At 35.3% G+C, this 16,960-nt stretch carries 17 protein-coding genes and 1 pseudogene; 6 read left to right on the forward strand and 12 right to left on the reverse strand.

Annotated features, from left to right (window positions below; genetic code table 11):
* Positions 1-29 precede the first annotated feature (29 nt).
* From NZ698_RS08850 to NZ698_RS08860, 3 genes are read left to right on the forward strand one after another with little or no spacing between them, the layout of a single operon-like run.
* Positions 30-782 carry an MlaE family ABC transporter permease gene (locus tag NZ698_RS08850; protein ID WP_263002753.1) on the forward strand — a complete coding sequence of 251 codons (753 nt, stop codon included), beginning with the start codon at positions 30-32 and terminating at the stop codon, positions 780-782.
* On the forward strand, positions 782-1,597 hold the full coding sequence (locus NZ698_RS08855) for an ABC transporter ATP-binding protein (RefSeq protein WP_263002754.1): 816 nt from the start codon (positions 782-784) through the stop codon (positions 1,595-1,597). Before NZ698_RS08850 ends, NZ698_RS08855 begins: the two co-directional genes overlap by 1 nt.
* Positions 1,581-2,219, forward strand: a complete 639-nt coding sequence (locus tag NZ698_RS08860) for an outer membrane beta-barrel protein (RefSeq protein ID WP_263002755.1) — start codon at positions 1,581-1,583, stop codon at positions 2,217-2,219. Before NZ698_RS08855 ends, NZ698_RS08860 begins: the two co-directional genes overlap by 17 nt.
* Positions 2,220-2,254: 35 nt before the next feature.
* Here NZ698_RS08860 and NZ698_RS08865 read toward each other — a convergent pair whose 3' ends face one another.
* Positions 2,255-2,563: a hypothetical protein gene (locus NZ698_RS08865; protein ID WP_263002756.1), complete on the reverse strand. Its 309-nt coding sequence runs from the start codon at positions 2,561-2,563 to the stop codon at positions 2,255-2,257.
* A 44-nt stretch (positions 2,564-2,607) separates the two neighbouring features.
* Positions 2,608-3,411: a M48 family metallopeptidase gene (locus tag NZ698_RS08870; protein WP_263002757.1), complete on the reverse strand. Its 804-nt coding sequence runs from the start codon at positions 3,409-3,411 to the stop codon at positions 2,608-2,610.
* Between the two features lie 104 nt (positions 3,412-3,515).
* On the opposite strand from NZ698_RS08870, the gene NZ698_RS08875 reads away from it, so the two are divergent.
* A complete protein-coding gene (locus tag NZ698_RS08875; RefSeq protein WP_263002758.1) occupies positions 3,516-4,061 on the forward strand; it encodes a DUF4251 domain-containing protein in 546 nt (181 codons plus the stop codon).
* A 2-nt stretch (positions 4,062-4,063) separates the two neighbouring features.
* Here the strand turns inward: NZ698_RS08875 and meaB are convergent, their stop codons facing one another.
* Positions 4,064-5,047, reverse strand: a complete 984-nt coding sequence (gene meaB, locus NZ698_RS08880; protein ID WP_263002759.1) for a methylmalonyl Co-A mutase-associated GTPase MeaB — start codon at positions 5,045-5,047, stop codon at positions 4,064-4,066.
* A 230-nt stretch (positions 5,048-5,277) separates the two neighbouring features.
* Here meaB and NZ698_RS08885 point away from each other — a divergent pair, with 230 nt between their 5' ends.
* Together NZ698_RS08885 and NZ698_RS08890 are read left to right on the forward strand one after the other, a co-directional pair.
* Complete coding sequence (locus NZ698_RS08885) at positions 5,278-5,571, forward strand: c-type cytochrome (protein WP_263002760.1); 294 nt, start codon at positions 5,278-5,280, stop codon at positions 5,569-5,571.
* Between the two features lie 28 nt (positions 5,572-5,599).
* Positions 5,600-5,887 carry a cytochrome C gene (locus tag NZ698_RS08890; protein ID WP_263002761.1) on the forward strand — a complete coding sequence of 96 codons (288 nt, stop codon included), beginning with the start codon at positions 5,600-5,602 and terminating at the stop codon, positions 5,885-5,887.
* Positions 5,888-5,908: 21 nt separating this feature from the next.
* Here NZ698_RS08890 and NZ698_RS08895 read toward each other — a convergent pair whose 3' ends face one another.
* From NZ698_RS08895 to NZ698_RS08935, 9 genes and pseudogenes are all read right to left on the reverse strand, one after another.
* Entirely contained in the window at positions 5,909-6,901 is a 993-nt protein-coding gene (locus NZ698_RS08895) for an enolase C-terminal domain-like protein (protein ID WP_263002762.1), read from the reverse strand.
* Positions 6,902-6,926: 25 nt separating this feature from the next.
* Positions 6,927-7,436, reverse strand: a complete 510-nt coding sequence (locus NZ698_RS08900; RefSeq protein ID WP_263002763.1) for a tetratricopeptide repeat protein — start codon at positions 7,434-7,436, stop codon at positions 6,927-6,929.
* Positions 7,423-8,121, reverse strand: coding sequence for a peptide chain release factor H (prfH, locus tag NZ698_RS08905; protein ID WP_263002764.1), 699 nt, complete (start codon positions 8,119-8,121; stop codon positions 7,423-7,425). The genes NZ698_RS08900 and prfH overlap by 14 nt, the downstream gene beginning before the upstream one ends.
* A 216-nt stretch (positions 8,122-8,337) precedes the next feature.
* Positions 8,338-9,729 (reverse strand): annotated as a pseudogene (locus tag NZ698_RS08910) (RtcB family protein).
* A gap of 10 nt (positions 9,730-9,739) precedes the next feature.
* Positions 9,740-10,492 carry a hypothetical protein gene (locus tag NZ698_RS08915; RefSeq protein WP_263002765.1) on the reverse strand — a complete coding sequence of 251 codons (753 nt, stop codon included), beginning with the start codon at positions 10,490-10,492 and terminating at the stop codon, positions 9,740-9,742.
* Between the two features lie 552 nt (positions 10,493-11,044).
* The gene (locus NZ698_RS08920; RefSeq protein ID WP_263002766.1) at positions 11,045-11,545 is read right to left on the reverse strand and encodes a hypothetical protein; all 501 of its coding nucleotides are present in this window, start codon (positions 11,543-11,545) and stop codon (positions 11,045-11,047) included.
* A 68-nt stretch (positions 11,546-11,613) separates the two neighbouring features.
* The gene (gene scpA, locus NZ698_RS08925; protein ID WP_263002767.1) at positions 11,614-13,731 is read right to left on the reverse strand and encodes a methylmalonyl-CoA mutase; all 2,118 of its coding nucleotides are present in this window, start codon (positions 13,729-13,731) and stop codon (positions 11,614-11,616) included.
* Between the two features lie 130 nt (positions 13,732-13,861).
* Positions 13,862-14,512 carry a hypothetical protein gene (locus NZ698_RS08930; protein ID WP_263002768.1) on the reverse strand — a complete coding sequence of 217 codons (651 nt, stop codon included), beginning with the start codon at positions 14,510-14,512 and terminating at the stop codon, positions 13,862-13,864.
* Positions 14,513-14,737: 225 nt separating this feature from the next.
* Positions 14,738-16,849 (reverse strand): prolyl oligopeptidase family serine peptidase, encoded by a 2,112-nt coding sequence (locus tag NZ698_RS08935; RefSeq protein WP_263002769.1) that lies wholly within the window; start codon positions 16,847-16,849, stop codon positions 14,738-14,740.
* Between the last annotated feature and the right edge of the window lie 111 nt (positions 16,850-16,960).

Raw genomic sequence — 16,960 nt, forward strand, 5'->3', positions numbered from 1 at the left:
AATAAATAAAAATAGTCTAATTTAGCAGAATGTTAAAAAAGTTTTTTACAGCCATAGGTGAATACATGATCCTGATCGGTAAATCTCTTCAAAAGCCCCAAAAAATGAGAGTTTTCTGGAAGCTTTTTATGAGAGAGATCAATGATTTGGGAGTCAATTCTTTCGGATTGGTCACCTTCACTTCTATTTTCGTGGGAGCAGTTGTTGCCATTCAGATGTTTAATAATTTTGATGCATCCTCATTCCCAATACCGACCTCTTTTGTAGGTTATGCAACCAAAGCAGTTTTAGTTCTTGAATTTGCACCAACTATTATCAGTTTAATTCTTGCAGGAAAAGTAGGATCCTATATTGCATCAACTATCGGAACAATGCGTGTTTCTGAACAGATTGATGCACTAGATATTATGGGAGTCAACTCTCCCAACTTCCTGATTTTACCAAAAATTATAGCTTGTCTTATTTTTAATCCAATCTTGATTGCCATCAGTATTGTTTTTGGTATTGGAGGCGGTTATATTGCAGGAATGCTTACCGGAAACTGGACAACGGCAGATTATATCACCGGAATTCAGATGTATATGCCTAATCTTTTTATCATTTATGCATTTACCAAAACAATTGTTTTTGCATTTGTTATTGCAACAGTCCCTTCATACTTCGGATATTTTGTGAAAGGTGGTTCACTTGAAGTTGGTAGAGCAAGTACACAAGCTGTGGTTTGGACGATGGTTTTTATCATTATTTCCGAATTAATTTTAACACAATTAATATTAAGCTGATGATTGAGGTAAAAGATCTTAAAAAGAGTTTTGGTGATGTTGAAGTGCTTAAAGGAATTTCAACGACTTTCGAAAAAGGAAAGACAAATCTTATAATCGGACAAAGTGGATCCGGAAAAACCGTTTTCCTGAAAAGTTTATTAAATGTTTATCAGCCATCATCAGGAGAGATTCTTTTTGACGGAAGAGATATCAATGTAATGAACCGTGAAGAAAAACAACATTTGCGTTCTGAAATTGGAACTTTATTTCAGGGAAGTGCACTCTTTGATTCGTTAACCGTTGAGGAAAACATCATGTTTCCGCTTGATATGTTTACCAATTTAACTTTCAGAGAAAAGAAAAGAAGAGTTTTTGAGGTAATCGGTCGAGTACATTTAGATAAAGCGAACAGAAAATTTCCATCCGAGATTTCCGGGGGAATGCAGAAACGTGTTGCGATCGCGAGAGCAATTGTAAATCACCCTAAATATCTCTTCTGTGATGAGCCAAATTCAGGACTAGATCCTTATACTTCTAATGTAATTGATGATCTTCTACTTGAAATCACAAAAGAATATAATACAACGACCATTATCAATACCCACGATATGAACTCGGTAATGACAATTGGTGAAAAAATTGTTTATCTGAGATTAGGAATTAAAGAATGGGAAGGTAATAAAGACATCCTGATTACCGCAGGCAATAAAAATCTGATTGACTTCGTTTATTCATCAGAATTATTTAAAGAACTGAGAGAATATCTGCTAGAAAATCATAAAACCATAGAAAATACCATTACTAAAATTGACGACAATGAAAAAAATAATTAGCATTGCATTATTAAGCTTTTCAATGTTTGCTTCAGCACAGATTTCTCTTGCAGCAAAGGCAAATGTTTTGATACCTACAAGCTCTGCATCATGGAAAAATCTTAAAGCTGCAACAACCAATGCCGTAGAACAGAAAGGGAAAAATATCACAGGTTTCAATGTTGGTTTATCTATGAAAATCGACTTGCCAACTGCGTTATATTTGATGCCGGAAGTTTATTACAGCAATTTCAGCAATGAAGTAACTGTAGCAAATGATATTAACGCACAAGCAACTACAATTAAAGCAAAAAGCAGCAGAGTAGATATTCCTGTTTTGGTTGGTGTAAATGTTCTGGGAGATCTTTTAAGTGCTTACGCAGGACCTGTAGGAAGTTTCAATCTTGCTAAAGGAGATAATTTCGGGAGCTTTGTACAGAAAGTTGATGCTAAAGAATTTACAGTTGGTTATCAGTTAGGTTTTCAGAGTGAAATCAAGAAAATTATTCTTTCAGCAAAATATGAAGGTGCTTTTTCGAAAGATCAGAGAAAATTCATCAACAGTGTTGCCGGATCTAGTCAGGAAATCGACTATGACAACCGATCAAGTCTTTTTATGCTTGGTTTAGGATATAAATTTTAATTAAAATTTTATACTATATAAAAAAAATCCTCAAATTAAATTTGAGGATTTTTTTTATATTCAAGCTCGGCTTCTCGCTGCGCAATTACCGCTGCTTGTTTTTCCAGTTCTTCTTTATCTTTTTGAAGCTGTTTAAATTCTTTTCTTTGCTGCTCAGCTTTTATTGCTGAACCTTTGCTTACATAGCCAATCATTCCACCAATGATAAGTCCAATTCCAATTCCCGCCATTACGCCCATTACATGTGAAATGGTAATCTTTTCAACAGTAAAATCTGTAGTAAGATAAAAAAGTAATGCGGATACTGCTAAAAGTATAAGACCTGTTATTGAGATACCTTTCATGATTTAATATTTTGTGGTTAATGAAATTGTGGATGAAAACTTAGTTAAACCTTTCCTCCGGCTGCTCTGTAGTATTCTAATGCTTTTGGAAGATTTTTCTGGATATCTCCAACTCTTGATCCCGGACTTGGGTGAGTAGATAAAAATTCTGGTTGTCTCGCTCCTGATGATGATGCTTCCATTCTATTCCAGAAAGGGATTGCCTGTCTTGGATCGTAACCCGCCATTGACATCAGATATAATCCCATTTGATCAGCTTCCAATTCTTGATTTCTTCCGTATTTCAGTAAAACTACCTGTGAACCTATTGGATATACCGTTTGAAAGATTGCTGCTGTTTTTTCATTTTTAATGGCTAAACCGGATGCAGTTCCCAAACCCTGTGCAATCATTGATTGTGAAATTCTTTCGTTACCGTGACCTGCTAAAGCGTGAGAAACTTCGTGCCCCATTACAACCGCCAAACCTGTATCATCTTTAGTGATTGGAAGAATTCCTGTATATACAGCAACTTTACCTCCCGGCATACACCATGCATTTACCTGATTATCCTGAAGAAGATTAAATTCCCATTTATAATTGGCAAGATCTGCACCTCTTCCTATACTTGCGTAATATTTTTCAGCAGCAGATTTTATTCTGTTACCTACATTTTTTACACTGGTAGACTGCGAACCTGTAACGACTTTAGATTCGGTCAACGTTTGTTTATATTGCTGTAAAGCCATTGCTTCAATTTCAGAATTATTGGCAAACTGTAGCGAAGATCTTCCCGTAATCGGGTTTGTCGTACAAGCTGCAACAGATAAAACTGTAGCTCCTATTCCTAATAGATGTGTAATTTTCATTGTATTGCGTATTATAAGTTGAACCTTACAATATCTATTCCAAAAAATAATCAGAAAAAAGATTTGCATAGATTTTGCTATTTAAATTTACTAATTTAATCATTATGAAAAAGTTTCTCAATATTATATCAGTTTCTGTTTTATTTATATTTTTCCAGAGCTGCTCTGCTCAGAATACTGCAGATTCTCAAATTGTAAATTCATTAGCAGGTTCAGAAGAATTTACTTTTCATGCCGAAAGAGCAAATCCTATGAACTACGATGTAATTAATGTATTAAACGGAATTCCAAATAACCCATCAACCAGAATTCTTCAATTGGATGCAGGAAGTTATACAATCGAACTACGAAAGGGCAAAATGGAAGTGGTTCTCCCTTACTTTGGAAGAGCATTTAATGCATCATATGGAAAAGATAACAGCTACCGATTTACTTCAAAAGATTACAGTATAACAAAATCTCAAAGTAAAAAAGGAAATTGGGTTTTTAAAATAAAACCGAATGATGTAAACAATGTTTCTGACATTAATATAGAAGTTTACAAAAACGGAAAAGCATTTACATCAATCAGAAGCAACGACAGACAGCCTATTACTTATGACGGATATATTTCAAAGAATGAAGAAGTTAAGGTGAAAGAAATTGAATAATATCAATCTTTTTTAAGAAATTTCTCGACAAACAATTTTGCTTCGGTACTTGGATTTGAAACCAATGTCGAAGCATTTTTTTTGTGCTGAATATAAGCTTCTTCTACAGATTCATTTCGTTTCATCATATTTAAAATATATTCCTGAACCCAATATTCAAAGCGCTTTTCCGATTGTTCTTTTCTTACGAGAGCAAAACGTTCTGTTTTCTTTTTTAAAGAAATAAAATCATCTATTTTAGAATAAATTTCATCTAATCCTTCATTAAAAAGTGCGGAACCAAGTAAAACAGGAACTTTCCAGTCTTTTTCTTTTGCAGGAATAAAATCAAGAGCACGTTTTAATTCTAATCTTGTATTTTTTGCTTTTTGGAGATTATCTTTCTCAACTTTATTAATGAAAACTACATCAACCATTTCCATGATCCCTCGTTTGATTCCCTGAAGTTCATCGCCGCCACCGATAATTTTTAAAAATAAAAAAACATCGGTGATATCAGAAACCAAAACTTCCGACTGTCCTACTCCCACAGTTTCAATCAAGATATAATCATAACCTGCAGCTTCGCAAATCAGCATCGTTTCAAAAGTAGTATTGGCGACACCTCCTAAGAATCCGGAACTCGGAGAAGGTCGGATAAAAGCATTTTCTTCTTTAGCCAGCTCTTCCATTCTGGTTTTATCTCCCAAAATGCTGCCTTTGTTGATTGCAGAACTTGGATCAATTGCTAAAACAGCCACTTTCTTTCCTTTAGAAATAACCAAACGTCCAAAATTTTCTATAAAAGTCGATTTTCCCGCTCCGGGAACTCCGGTAATTCCTACACGAACAGATTTTCCGGTGAAAGGAATGATTTGCTTTAATAAATCTTCTGCCTGTAATCTGTGCTCAGATTTCTTGCTTTCAACCAAAGTAATCGCTTTTGCAATCAGACGCTTATCACCCGATTGTATTCCTTCTTTTAAATCTTCTGTTGAAAACTTCACCTGATTATTTATCTTTTATTTCAAGCCAGACATACCTTTCGGTTTCATTTATTCAAAAATATAAAAATAACCTGCAAAATCCGAGAAAAACGGATTATTAATTTTAACGCTTCTAAATTAAACCCATTTATATGATGCGTATCAGGAATTGTCTATTTTTGTTATTATTCAAATGAAACTATATGAAATCGCCGTTGCCGGCGACTTTTAAAACAAATAAATATCTACACATGAAAAAACTGATTGCTGCTGCATCTTTCACTGCTATTTTATTAGCTTCTTGTACACCAAAAGCCTCAACGACGGTTGCTCCGACGGGACCCGCGGTTTCTACTAGCGAACAATTGGCACAGGGAAAAACAATCTTCGAAAATTCATGCAAAAGATGTCACGGTTTGCCAGATCCAACGGCTTACACTTCTGTACAATGGGTTGGAATTATGAATTCTATGGCACCAAAAGCGAAACTGACTGACGAGCAACATCAGTGGGTTTACGATTATGTAGTTTCTGTGAAAAAATAACTGAATCATTCCACCAAAAAATAATCATATGAAAAAGTTAGTTTTAAGTTTTTTCTTAGGTTCAGCTTTTTTAATTTCATGCGGACCAAAAAGCACTGCTGTGACAGGACCAAAGTTTACTTCATCCGAGCAATTGGCTCAGGGAAAAACAGTTTTTGAAAATTCCTGCAACAGATGTCACAAACTTCCGAATCCTGAAAAGCATGATGATATGGGTTGGATCAAAACTTTGAGCAGAATGGCTCCAAAAGCAAAATTGAACGACGAACAACATCAAATGGTCTATGACTATTTAATTTCTGTAAATAAAAAATAGACTTTCATATGAAAGTCTATTTTATTTCAGCTCAATTCCTAAACCCGGTTTTTGGGAGAGAATTATTTTCCCATTTTCTACGAAATTACCTTGAGCATAGTCATTCGAAATAAGGTTTGCTCCATCTAAATCTGCATAATCAACAAGCCCGGTCAAAACGCAGCCTGCGGAAATTCCCACGGTAGATTCTGTCATACAACCAATCATGATTTTATAATTTAATTCTCTGGCTTTTTTGATCATTTCTAAAGCGGGAGTTAAACCGCCACATTTCATTAATTTGATATTGATGCTTTTGTAATAAGGAATTAATTCATCTACTGAATCCAAATTCTGGCAATCTTCATCGGCCATCCAATTGGCAAAACCTTCTTTTTTTAAAATTTGATAATTATCGATTGGTCTTGGTTGTTCTAAGTACGAAAACTTCTGAACCTCAATATTTTCCTGAAGCCAAACACAGTCATCATCGGTAAAACTTGCATTCGAATCTAAAGCAATATTTCTGTTTAATCCTAAAAGTTTTTTGATGTTATTTTTATTCAAACCTTTACATTTTACTTTGAATTTGTTCCAATTGCTTTTCTCAATTTTTTGAATCTGATGTTCTATTTCTCCAATAGAAATCGTGATGGAACTTTCCATTAAGTTTTCAGAAGGAATCTGATTCAATTCAATAAAACTTTTATTTTCCAATTTTCCGAAAAGATCCCAAAAAGCACAATCTAACGCAGAAAGTAGAAATGTATGAAGATTTAAATTCAATAAAGATTTAAAAAATTCTCTCGGATGAACGATTTTCTGAACTTCAATCTGATGTTGAATTTCCTTTAATTTTAAAATAAAACTTTGAAGATCAATTTGATAATAATCGATTGCAACGCATTCTCCGTAACCTTTGTAATTTTGATAAGACAGTTCTATTAGTAATGCTTCTCTTTTGTCGTAATTTCCATAAGCAATGGAGAATGTTTCTTTCAGTTGTAGCTTTTTGAGTTCAAATCGTAATTCCATAATTAAATTTACAAAAAAAGGAGACTTATTTCGTCTCCTTCTTGTTTTTAGATTTCTTCGGCATCTTAGATTTTATAAATTTCTTTCGATCTTTTACTACTTCTAGACTTTGTGACGAGAAACAATACTTTGCAGATTCGGATAAGAACTTTAAAGCATTCGTTAAACTTCCTCTTTTTTCTGAAAGCATAGATCTGTAAAACCATATAGTTGCTTTATCAATTCCTTTTATTTTTAAAGCATAAGCAATCAGTCTTTCTGCTTCCTGTAAATCTTCATTATCCAAAAGACATTTGATATAATATTTTGGCGTATTTAGATTAGTAACATCACATTGCATCGCTTCCTCAAAATAGAGTTTTGCTTTTTCATAATCGATGAGCATTTCGCTGTAGATTCTTCCCATCAAACAAAGCGAATCTGCATCTTCAGGGTCGTAAGAAAGCGCATAATTTAACGCTTCAAGACAATCCGGCAAGCTGTATGGATAATTATCCAGCGCTTCGAAATAATATTTACTTTTAGTTAAGGTCATTTCTATAGTTTTTTAATTCATTTTTCAGTTGATTCCTCTCTTTTTTGAAAGTTTTCTCCTGATGATTCTTTTTAAAATCAGTTCCTGAAAAAGTTCGGATAGGATTTCCTCTCTGAACATTCAAATGATTGTTCCAGGTTTCCTGCATTTGTTTTTCCAATTGCTGGATGTGAAATTCCATCACTTTTTCTTTGAGTCTGATGATGGAAATCTTTTTATTCTCCAGTTGCGAACGTGAATCCTGCACGAAAACACTTTGTCCCGTTTTCAGATAAGTTGCACGAACTGCGGTTTCTACTTTATTCACGTTTTGTCCGCCACTTCCCTGACTTCTCGCCGTCTGAAACTGAATTTCTTTTTCTTTAAATTCAATTTTCTCCAAACCTTCCAGTTCAAAAATCCCGATAAACCAGTTGCTTCTTTTGTGGAATTTTCTGAAAGTGCTTTTCCCAATCCAAAGAACGCTTCCAATCCAGTTTTTCAGAAATTCATTAGCTTCTTTTCCTTTTAAAATTAAAGTCGCAGATTTCAAAGTCAGATTTTCATCGCCATTTTCACGGTGGATGATTTCGTAATCGATTTTATTTTGTTTTGCTTCCTCAAGAAAGACCTTCAGAACTTTGGCAACTACCCACTGACATTCCAAAGGTCCTCTTCCCGAGGTGATTTGTATTATTTTGTCCATTTTTTTTAGGAGCTTAATCCCGCTGTTCACTATATCTTTTTTGTCACAGTCTCCGCTTCGCTGCGTCTGCAACAAAAAAGGATGCCGTTTCCATCGGGGCTATGGTTTTTCTCCTTTGTATTACTATTTGTTATAAATTATTTAATGATTTTTGAAAGAATTAAAATGCAGGTATTTGACATCAAACACCCAACATCCCGCATCCAACATTAATCATTATTTATCCATCCTCACAATTCGAGGTTGAAAAGTTCCGAGAATATCGACCAGTTCACTTTGCGCATTCATCACTTCATTGATGTCTTTGTACGCCATCGGTGCTTCTTCCGCATTTCCGCCCATCAAGGTGACATTTTTGAGTTTTAATTCTTTCTTAATGTCATTTTGAGTGAAACGGTTTCTGCATTCCCCTCTCGAAAAAGCCCTTCCCGCACCGTGTGAAGCCGAGTTTAGTGAATCCGGATTTCCTTTTCCACGCACGATGAAACCTTTTGCCGTCATCGAACCGGGAATCATACCCAACTCGTTTTCATTGGCCGGGGTTGCACCTTTTCTGTGAACGATTACTTCTTTTCCGTTGTGGATTTCTTTCCACGCGAAGTTGTGATGGTTTTCGATTCTGGCTTTCACTCTTCCACCGACCGCTTTCACCAATCTTCGGTGAATATCGTTGTGACAGGCCGAGGCGTAATCTCCTGCGAGATTCATCGCTGTCCAGTATTCTAATCCGAGATGAGTATTCAAATCCAGCCAGGCGAAGTTTTGTGCTTCTTTTGGTAACGGACATTGTTCGGTCGCAACTCTTGAATAATACTGAGCGATCTCGGCTCCCAATCCACGCGAACCACTGTGTGAGAGAATTCCGAGGTATTTTCCTTTCGGAAGATTGATTTGTTCATCATCTTCCGTAATTTCCACTTCCCCGAATTCTACAAAGTGATTTCCGCCGCCGGAACTTCCCATTTGTTTGATGGCTTTTCCTTTTAATCTTCTCAAAATCGGAATTAAACCGAACGTATCTCTGTCGAAAATCTCGTGGTCGACGTGAGATTTGTGCGTTTCGTACATCCCGAATTTGGTGTGTTCGGCAAGCGCTTTTTCATATTTATCTTTTGCGCCGTCGAGATATGAAATTGGCGTATCCAAAATACTGAGCGACATTCTGCAGCCAATATCCATTCCGACTCAGTAAGGAATTACGGCATTTTCTACAGCCAGGACTCCACCGATTGGAAGTCCATAACCGCTGTGTGCATCGGGCATCAAAGCGCCCTGCGTTGCAATCGGCAGTTTCAATGCGGTGTACAGTTGGTTTTTCGCTTCATCTGAAATGTTGTTTCCGAAAATCTGGAATGATGCCCGATTGGTATTGAGAATTCTTTTTTCAGTTTTCTTTGATGAAAGCAAAGCTTCCGCGATTTGTCCGAAGGTTAAATCTTTCTCGAAGTTTTCCGGATTTTGATGGATTTCCTTGAGTAAAGATTTTACATAATGAATATTTTTGGTTGCAAAATTTCTCTTCATTACTTCCAAAGCGACGTTGACGCTCTGGTTGTTTGGATAGCCTAATTTTAATATATCTTTTCCTTTTAGTTTTAAATTTTCCATTGTTTTTGTTTTAAAATTTTCGGACTTTATAGTCCTCTAAACATTCTGCAGCTTCTGTCGCAGACATTTTGTAGTGAAAGTATTTTTTACTTTCAATCAGATCAGTTTTTTCGCCGTAGTATTTGCAGTTTCCAGATTTGCCATGAATTTTCTTATTGACTAATCCAGCGATTTTATGTTGGCTTAAATAAGAATTCAGTTCATCTATTTCTTTTTCCAAGTTGGACCGTAAAGGCTTGAAATGAGTAATCATATTGGATTTTACTCTTAAAACAAATCTCCACGGTTCGATGAATTCATAGTAAATATTATATCTTTTTCTGAACGGATTGTATTCTTCTCTTTTCAGAAAATATTGTTTCTCTCTGGTCGTCAATCCTAATTTTGGATCGTTCCATTGATATTTTGAAAGTTGAACTAATTTCTGATCTCGTATCACATAGATTCTTCGTCCGAATTTTCTTTTCTTTTTTAAGAATTTACGGGTTTCGGAATACATTTTTGTATTGATCTTATTCAGAATTTCTTCGAAGAAATCTCCGTCTTTAGAACGTCTCACATCGTCTCTCACCACAAAGAATCTTACAAATCCTTTCTGACAGGGTTTTTCTAATGGAACTAACGGAATATTTCTTCTTATTTCCCAAAGTTCTTTACTACGTTGATACTTTTTTCTGACCTTTTTTTCTACATCTTTTTTACTTACTCTTTTTCTGCTTCTCAGACTTCTCAATCGGGAAAACAGAAGGTTATCATTTTCCATTAATTATAGATATTAGAGGTGATGCATCAGTAGTTAATCAACTATACATCACATTAAATCTTATTCAACTAATATTTTAGTTGATATTGTTGCTAAAATAAATTTGACTAAATCTGTTTGGAGCTGTAAATTTTAGCCCCGATGGAAACGGCATCCTTTTTTTGCGTTGGCTTGAAAAAAGCGTTGGCAAAAAAGATACAGTGGACAGCGGGATTAAGCTCCTAATAAAAAAATGATTTCGGGGAAACTTGTTTGAGTTTGAAATATTGCGCAATAAAAAACCCGAAATCTTACGACTTCGGGTTTTGATATTTCATTGTACTGTTATTCTAAGAATGTACCAAACCACGAAGCCTTACCACCATAAGTGGCAAATCGGAAGGAGAATTATGATCTAATTTGAACATTGCTTCGTTGTTTTTTATTTGGTTAAACTTGATTTTCAGATGCAAAGATAGAATAATTTTGATACTGACAAATATTTTTTGAAAAAAATTCACAAAAAAACCTGAACAAATATTTTCATTCAGGTTTTATATTGTAAAGTTTAGTTTAATCTTTTGAACCGAGATCATCCATTGTATCGCTCATTCCACGTGTGTTTTGATCTGATCTTCTTTCTGAATCTAAAAAGTAGAGATTGTGTCTTGCTTTAGCAATAATCCCATTGTAAACATCTTCCGGAAGACCTGCTGTATCAGATTTTTCTTCTCTAAAAGAAGGTTGGTTATAGATTTTTAGAGCTCCGTACTGATCCAGAATTTTTTTTGCATCCTGAGCCTCAGTAATTGTCGAAGTATAAACTACAACGTTGATTTTACCAACGCTTTCTCTGCTGTAAGCATCCAACAATTCGTTGTCACTTACGAAAACGTGATCCCAGAAACTTCTTGTTTTTTCATCGTCTCTATAATTATCGACTGTCGACTCGTCTTCAACTGTTGATTTTGAAACAATGATATCCGCTTCGTTAAAGCCCTGATTTTTTAATCCTGATGTGATTTCCTCTGTATTGACAGTTGCCGGAAATACTGAAACTACTGTATAAGCCATAATATTTTATTTTTTGGTTATGGCTATCAATGCAAATGGTGTGCAATTTATTGGATTCTAATCACATTTTAATGTAGAAACCTGTTCAAAATATCCACCGCACACTTCGGCAAATTCGTTCCCGGACCGAAAATAAAATCAGCGCCATTCGCATACAGATAGTCATAATCCTGTTGCGGAATAACTCCACCTACAACAATCGTAATATCTTCTGCTCCAAGTTTTTTTAATTCTTCAACCACCTGCGGAACCAAAGTTTTGTGTCCTGCAGCCAAAGATGAAACTCCCAAAATGTGAATATCATTTTCTACCGCCTGTTTTGCAACCTCTTCCGGAGTCTGGAAAAGCGGAGCAACATCTACGTCAAATCCCATATCTGCAAAAGCCGTTGCAACCACTTTTGCGCCTCTGTCATGACCGTCCTGTCCCATTTTGGCAACCATTATTCTCGGACGGCGACCTTCTTCCTCCTCAAACTTTTGAGTTAGTTGAAGAGCCTGACCAAAGTATTCATTTTTACCTGCATTCATAGCGTAAACTCCCTGTATTGTTCTGATGTTGGCTTTGTAACGTCCGAAAGTTTCTTCCATCGCATCACTCATTTCGCCCAAAGTAACTCTTCTGCGAGCAGCTTCGATACACAATGCTAAAAGATTTCCGTTTCCTGTTTTTGCGGATTCCCGGATTTCATTTAAGATTTCTTTAACAGCTCCAGAATTTCTGTTTGATTTAATTGAATCTAAACGTTCAATCTGTTTTCTTCGAACCTCGGAATTATCAATGTCTAAAATCTCCAATTGCATTTGCTTTAAACTTGATCTGAAAGAATTTACACCTATGATAAATTCTTCTCCGCTATCGATTTTCGCCTGCTTTATTGCTGAAGCTTCCTCAATTCTCATTTTCGGGATTCCTGCTTCAATGGCTTTTGTCATTCCGCCTTCTTTTTCAACTTCATCGATGAATTTCATGGCTTCTTCGATCATTTGCTGAGTCATGCTTTCAACTAAATTACTTCCTCCCATCGGATCTACAACATCACAGATTCCGCTTTCCTGCTGAAGAATAATCTGAGTATTTCTGGCAATTTTTGCCGAATAGTCAGTCGGAAGTGCAATTGCTTCATCTAATGCATTGGTATGCAAAGACTGAGTTCCTCCCAAAGCTGAAGATAAAGCTTCAATGGCGGTTCTTGTAATATTGTTAAATGGTTCTTGTTCCGTTAAGGACCAGCCGGAAGTCTGAGAATGTGTTCTTAATGCCAGAGATTTTGGATTTTGAGGATTAAATTGCTTCAACAGTGTCGCCCAGATATATCTTGCAGCACGCATTTTAGCAATTTCCATGAAATGATTCATCCCAATTGCCCAGAAAAATGATAATCTTGGCGCGAAATCATCGACATTCATTCCTGCTTTTATTCCTGTTCTTACATATTCCAATCCGTCTGCTAAAGTGTAAGCCATTTCCAAAACCGGCGTGGCTCCTGCTTCCTGCATGTGGTATCCAGAAATTGAAATTGAATTGAATTTCGGAATATTTTTAGAAGTATATTCAAAAATATCAGCAATGATTTTCATCGAAGGTGTGGGCGGATAAATGTATGTATTACGCACCATAAATTCTTTCAAAATATCATTCTGAATTGTTCCCGAAAGCTTATCCTGAGAAACGCCCTGTTCTTCTGCAGCCACAATGTAGAAAGATAAAATTGGTAAAACTGCACCATTCATCGTCATCGAAACTGAGATTTCATCTAAAGGAATTTCATTAAATAAAACTTTCATATCCTCAACAGAATCAATGGCAACTCCCGCTTTTCCAACGTCTCCCACTACTCTTGCATGATCGGAATCATAGCCTCTGTGTGTCGCCAAATCAAACGCTACTGAAAGTCCTTTTTGTCCTGCAGCCAAGTTTCTTCTATAAAACGCATTGGATTCTTCAGCGGTAGAAAAACCTGCGTACTGACGAACGGTCCATGGTTTTTGAACGTACATTGTTGAGTAAGGACCACGAAGAAAAGGTGCAATTCCGGGAGAAGAATCGCTAATGGACTGATCTTTAATGTCCTCAGAAGTGTATTTTGATTTTAATTCAAGACCGTCTTTCTCGAACTGATAGACTTCTAAATGTTTTTCTGATATGGTAAATTGGGGATTTTTATTTTGAATTTCCCTTCTCATGACTGTTGGTTTAAGATTTTAAAAATAAGCATTTTTGGAAGAATAAAATTGAGTATTTAAACAATTGAATATCTGAATGTTTACATTTAAGTACAAATGATAGACTCAAGGAATTCAGAAGTTTATACTACTAATTAATAAAATTATTTAAAAGGTAATCTATGCTTGATTCACCATTATAAAGCAATGTTCCCGATGGAGTTATAATCAAATTTGAGCCACACATTGCTTGTTCTTTAAAATAGTTTTCTCTAAAAAAATTATCCGAATCTTCTACAAAAGATTTAAAGTAGTCTTTTTTCCCTTTTTTCACCTTGCTATTTTTTTCGAAAATATAAAAAACATATAACTCCTGTTTATGTTTATGAAGTAATTCTCGAATTTTACCTAATTTACTTTCATTAAATTCTTTAACTGAGCGAAGTTCAGTGGATGGCCAGTTGTCATCTCTTGAAATACTGCAAATATCATTATAGTACCAAAAGTCTAGAACTATAATCGCATTCTCTGTAAAAACAGTATCAAGCTTTTTCTCTAAAATCTTTAAAGTAGCTCCATAATCTAGTTCCGGATTTGAAATTTGTCCTTTTTTTAATGTACAGATTCTTTTTTTATCTTCCATGTAATCCCAACGGTACAAATTAAGATTTTCATTCCCCCACTTTGTATGAAATTGAGCTTCATTAATTACTTTGCCAGACTCATCTTTTGAAATTCTTTCCTGTGAAAAAACCAAAAAAGGTAAAACGATGTAAAGAACATTTAAAATTTTTTTTATCATTATTGTGTTTAAATTTGAGAGGTGTACTGTGTGTAAATGATTATTTATAATATAGATTTAGAAAACTGATTAAAAATAGATATTTCGGAACTTTTTCTTTGCCCCTTACCCTACAGGGAGGAAAAAGCTCCGAAAATTTGATCAAAATTACATCCTTTAGATTAGGAAAAATCATTTTGATAAATCTGAACAAACTCTTATTGAATTTGGAAATTTTTCCACTAACTATTTCCCAAGCTTTTTTATTCCCATTTCAAATAAAGCAAAAGAAATCAAATCTGCGTTTTCGCTGATCACCTGATCGGTTGCTCTTCCTGCTCCATGACCTGCATTTTTCTCGATTCTTACCAAAATAGGATTGGTACATTTCTGTTTTTCCTGCAGTTCTGCACCAAACTTAAATGAGTGAGCCGGAACCACTCTATCATCATGATCACTTGTGATAATCATTGTTGACGGGTAGCAAGTTCCTGCTTTTACATTATGAACCGGAGAATATGATTTGAGGTAATCAAACATTTCTTTGTTGTCTTCTGCAGTTCCATAATCGTAAGACCAACCTGCTCCAGCAGTGAATTTGTTGTATCTCAACATATCTAAAACACCAACTCCAGGGAATGCAACCTTAGCCAAATCCGGACGCATCGTCATTGTTGCTCCAACTAAAAGTCCGCCATTGGATCTTCCTGAAAGCGCCATATATTCTTTTGAAGTGTAACCTTTGCTTTGAAGATATTCTCCAGCTGCGATGAAATCGTCAAAGACATTTTTTTTCTGCATTTTCGTTCCTGCATCGTGCCATTTTTTCCCATACTCGCCGCCTCCACGAATGTTTGGAACTGCGTAAATCCCACCATTTTCCATCCAGATTGCATTGACTACTGAAAAAGATGGTTGCAAACTGATATTGAAACCTCCATAAGAATACAGTATCGTTGGATTTTTACCGTCAAGTTTGATCCCTTTTTTGTAATTGATCATCATTGGAACTTTTGTCCCGTCTTTTGACGTGTAGAAAACCTGTTCTGAAATATAATCTTCGGGATTAAATTTTACTTTCGGCTTCTGATAAACCTCAGATTTTCCGGTATCTGCATTAAATTTATAAGTCGTTCCCGGTGTAATATAATTGCTGAAAGAATAGTACATTTCTTTCTCTTCTTTTTTACCGCCAAAACCTCCCACATTTCCTTTTCCGGGAAGAGAAATTTCTCTGATCAATTTTCCAGTCTTATCAAATTGTTTTACCTGATCGATTGCATCAACCATATATGTTGCAAAAAAATAACCGCCCCCTGATGAAATTCCCAATACGTTTTCTGTCTGTGGAATTACATCTTTCCAATTTTCAGGCGAAGGATTTTTAATACTTGTCTTTACCAAACGCATATTCGGAGCATCTTTGTCGGTAAATATAAAAAGATCATCGTCTTGAGTATCTACAATATTGACATTGATGTCAAAACCTTTGTTGATCTGAACGAAGTTACCACCGTTTTTTAAATCTTTAATGTAAATTTCATTTCCATTAGTAGCATTCGCAGCGGAAATAATTAAATATCTCTGATCTTCGGAAACTCCTGCTCCTAAATATCTTCTCGGAGTCTTATCACCTCCAAAAATCAGTTGGTCTGCAGATTGCTTTGTTCCTAATTTGTGATAGAAAACTTTATGTTTATCTGTCATCCCCGACAAAACTGTACCTTCTTTTGGTTTGTCGTAGCTTGAATAATAAAATCCTTCATCGCCTAGCCAAGAAATTCCGCTGAATTTAACATCAACAATGGTTTCATCAATTTGCTTTTTGGTGATTGCATCAATAATGATGATTTTATTCCAGTCGCTTCCTCCTTCTGAAATGGCATATGCAGCCAAATTTCCTTTTTTATTGAAAGACAAACTGGATAATGAAGTCGTTCCTTTTTCTGAAAATTTATTTGGATCTAAAAAAACTTCTGTTGTTTTGCTTTTGTTATCGGTTCTGTATAAAACTGACTGCGCCTGAAGTCCGTTGTTTTTGTAATAATAAGTATAATTTCCTTCTTTGAAAGGCGCGCCAATCTTTTCGTAATTCCAAATATCAGTTAACTGTTTTTTGATTTGCTCTCTAAAAGGAATTTTTGACAAGTAATTCTGACTGTAAGCCACTTCTTCGTCTACCCATTTTCTAGTTGGTTCAGAGTCGTTTTCTAAATCTCTGTAAGGATCTGCAACAGCAGTTCCGAAGTATGTATCGGTTTGATTTCCTTTTACTGCTTTAGGATAATTCATTTTTTGAGAATAAAATGTAGCTGAAAACAATACTCCAGCTGTTAATAAGATTGGTTTGAAATTCATTGTGACGGATTTTACCAAAAATACGGAAAGTTGGGGGAATAGAGAAATCGCCCATATAGATAGACTTAAAATCACAAAGTCTTTTGTAGACTATAATATTTTAACAAAATT

The organism is Chryseobacterium edaphi (assembly GCF_025628985.1).
Taxonomy (GTDB): domain Bacteria; phylum Bacteroidota; class Bacteroidia; order Flavobacteriales; family Weeksellaceae; genus Chryseobacterium; species Chryseobacterium edaphi.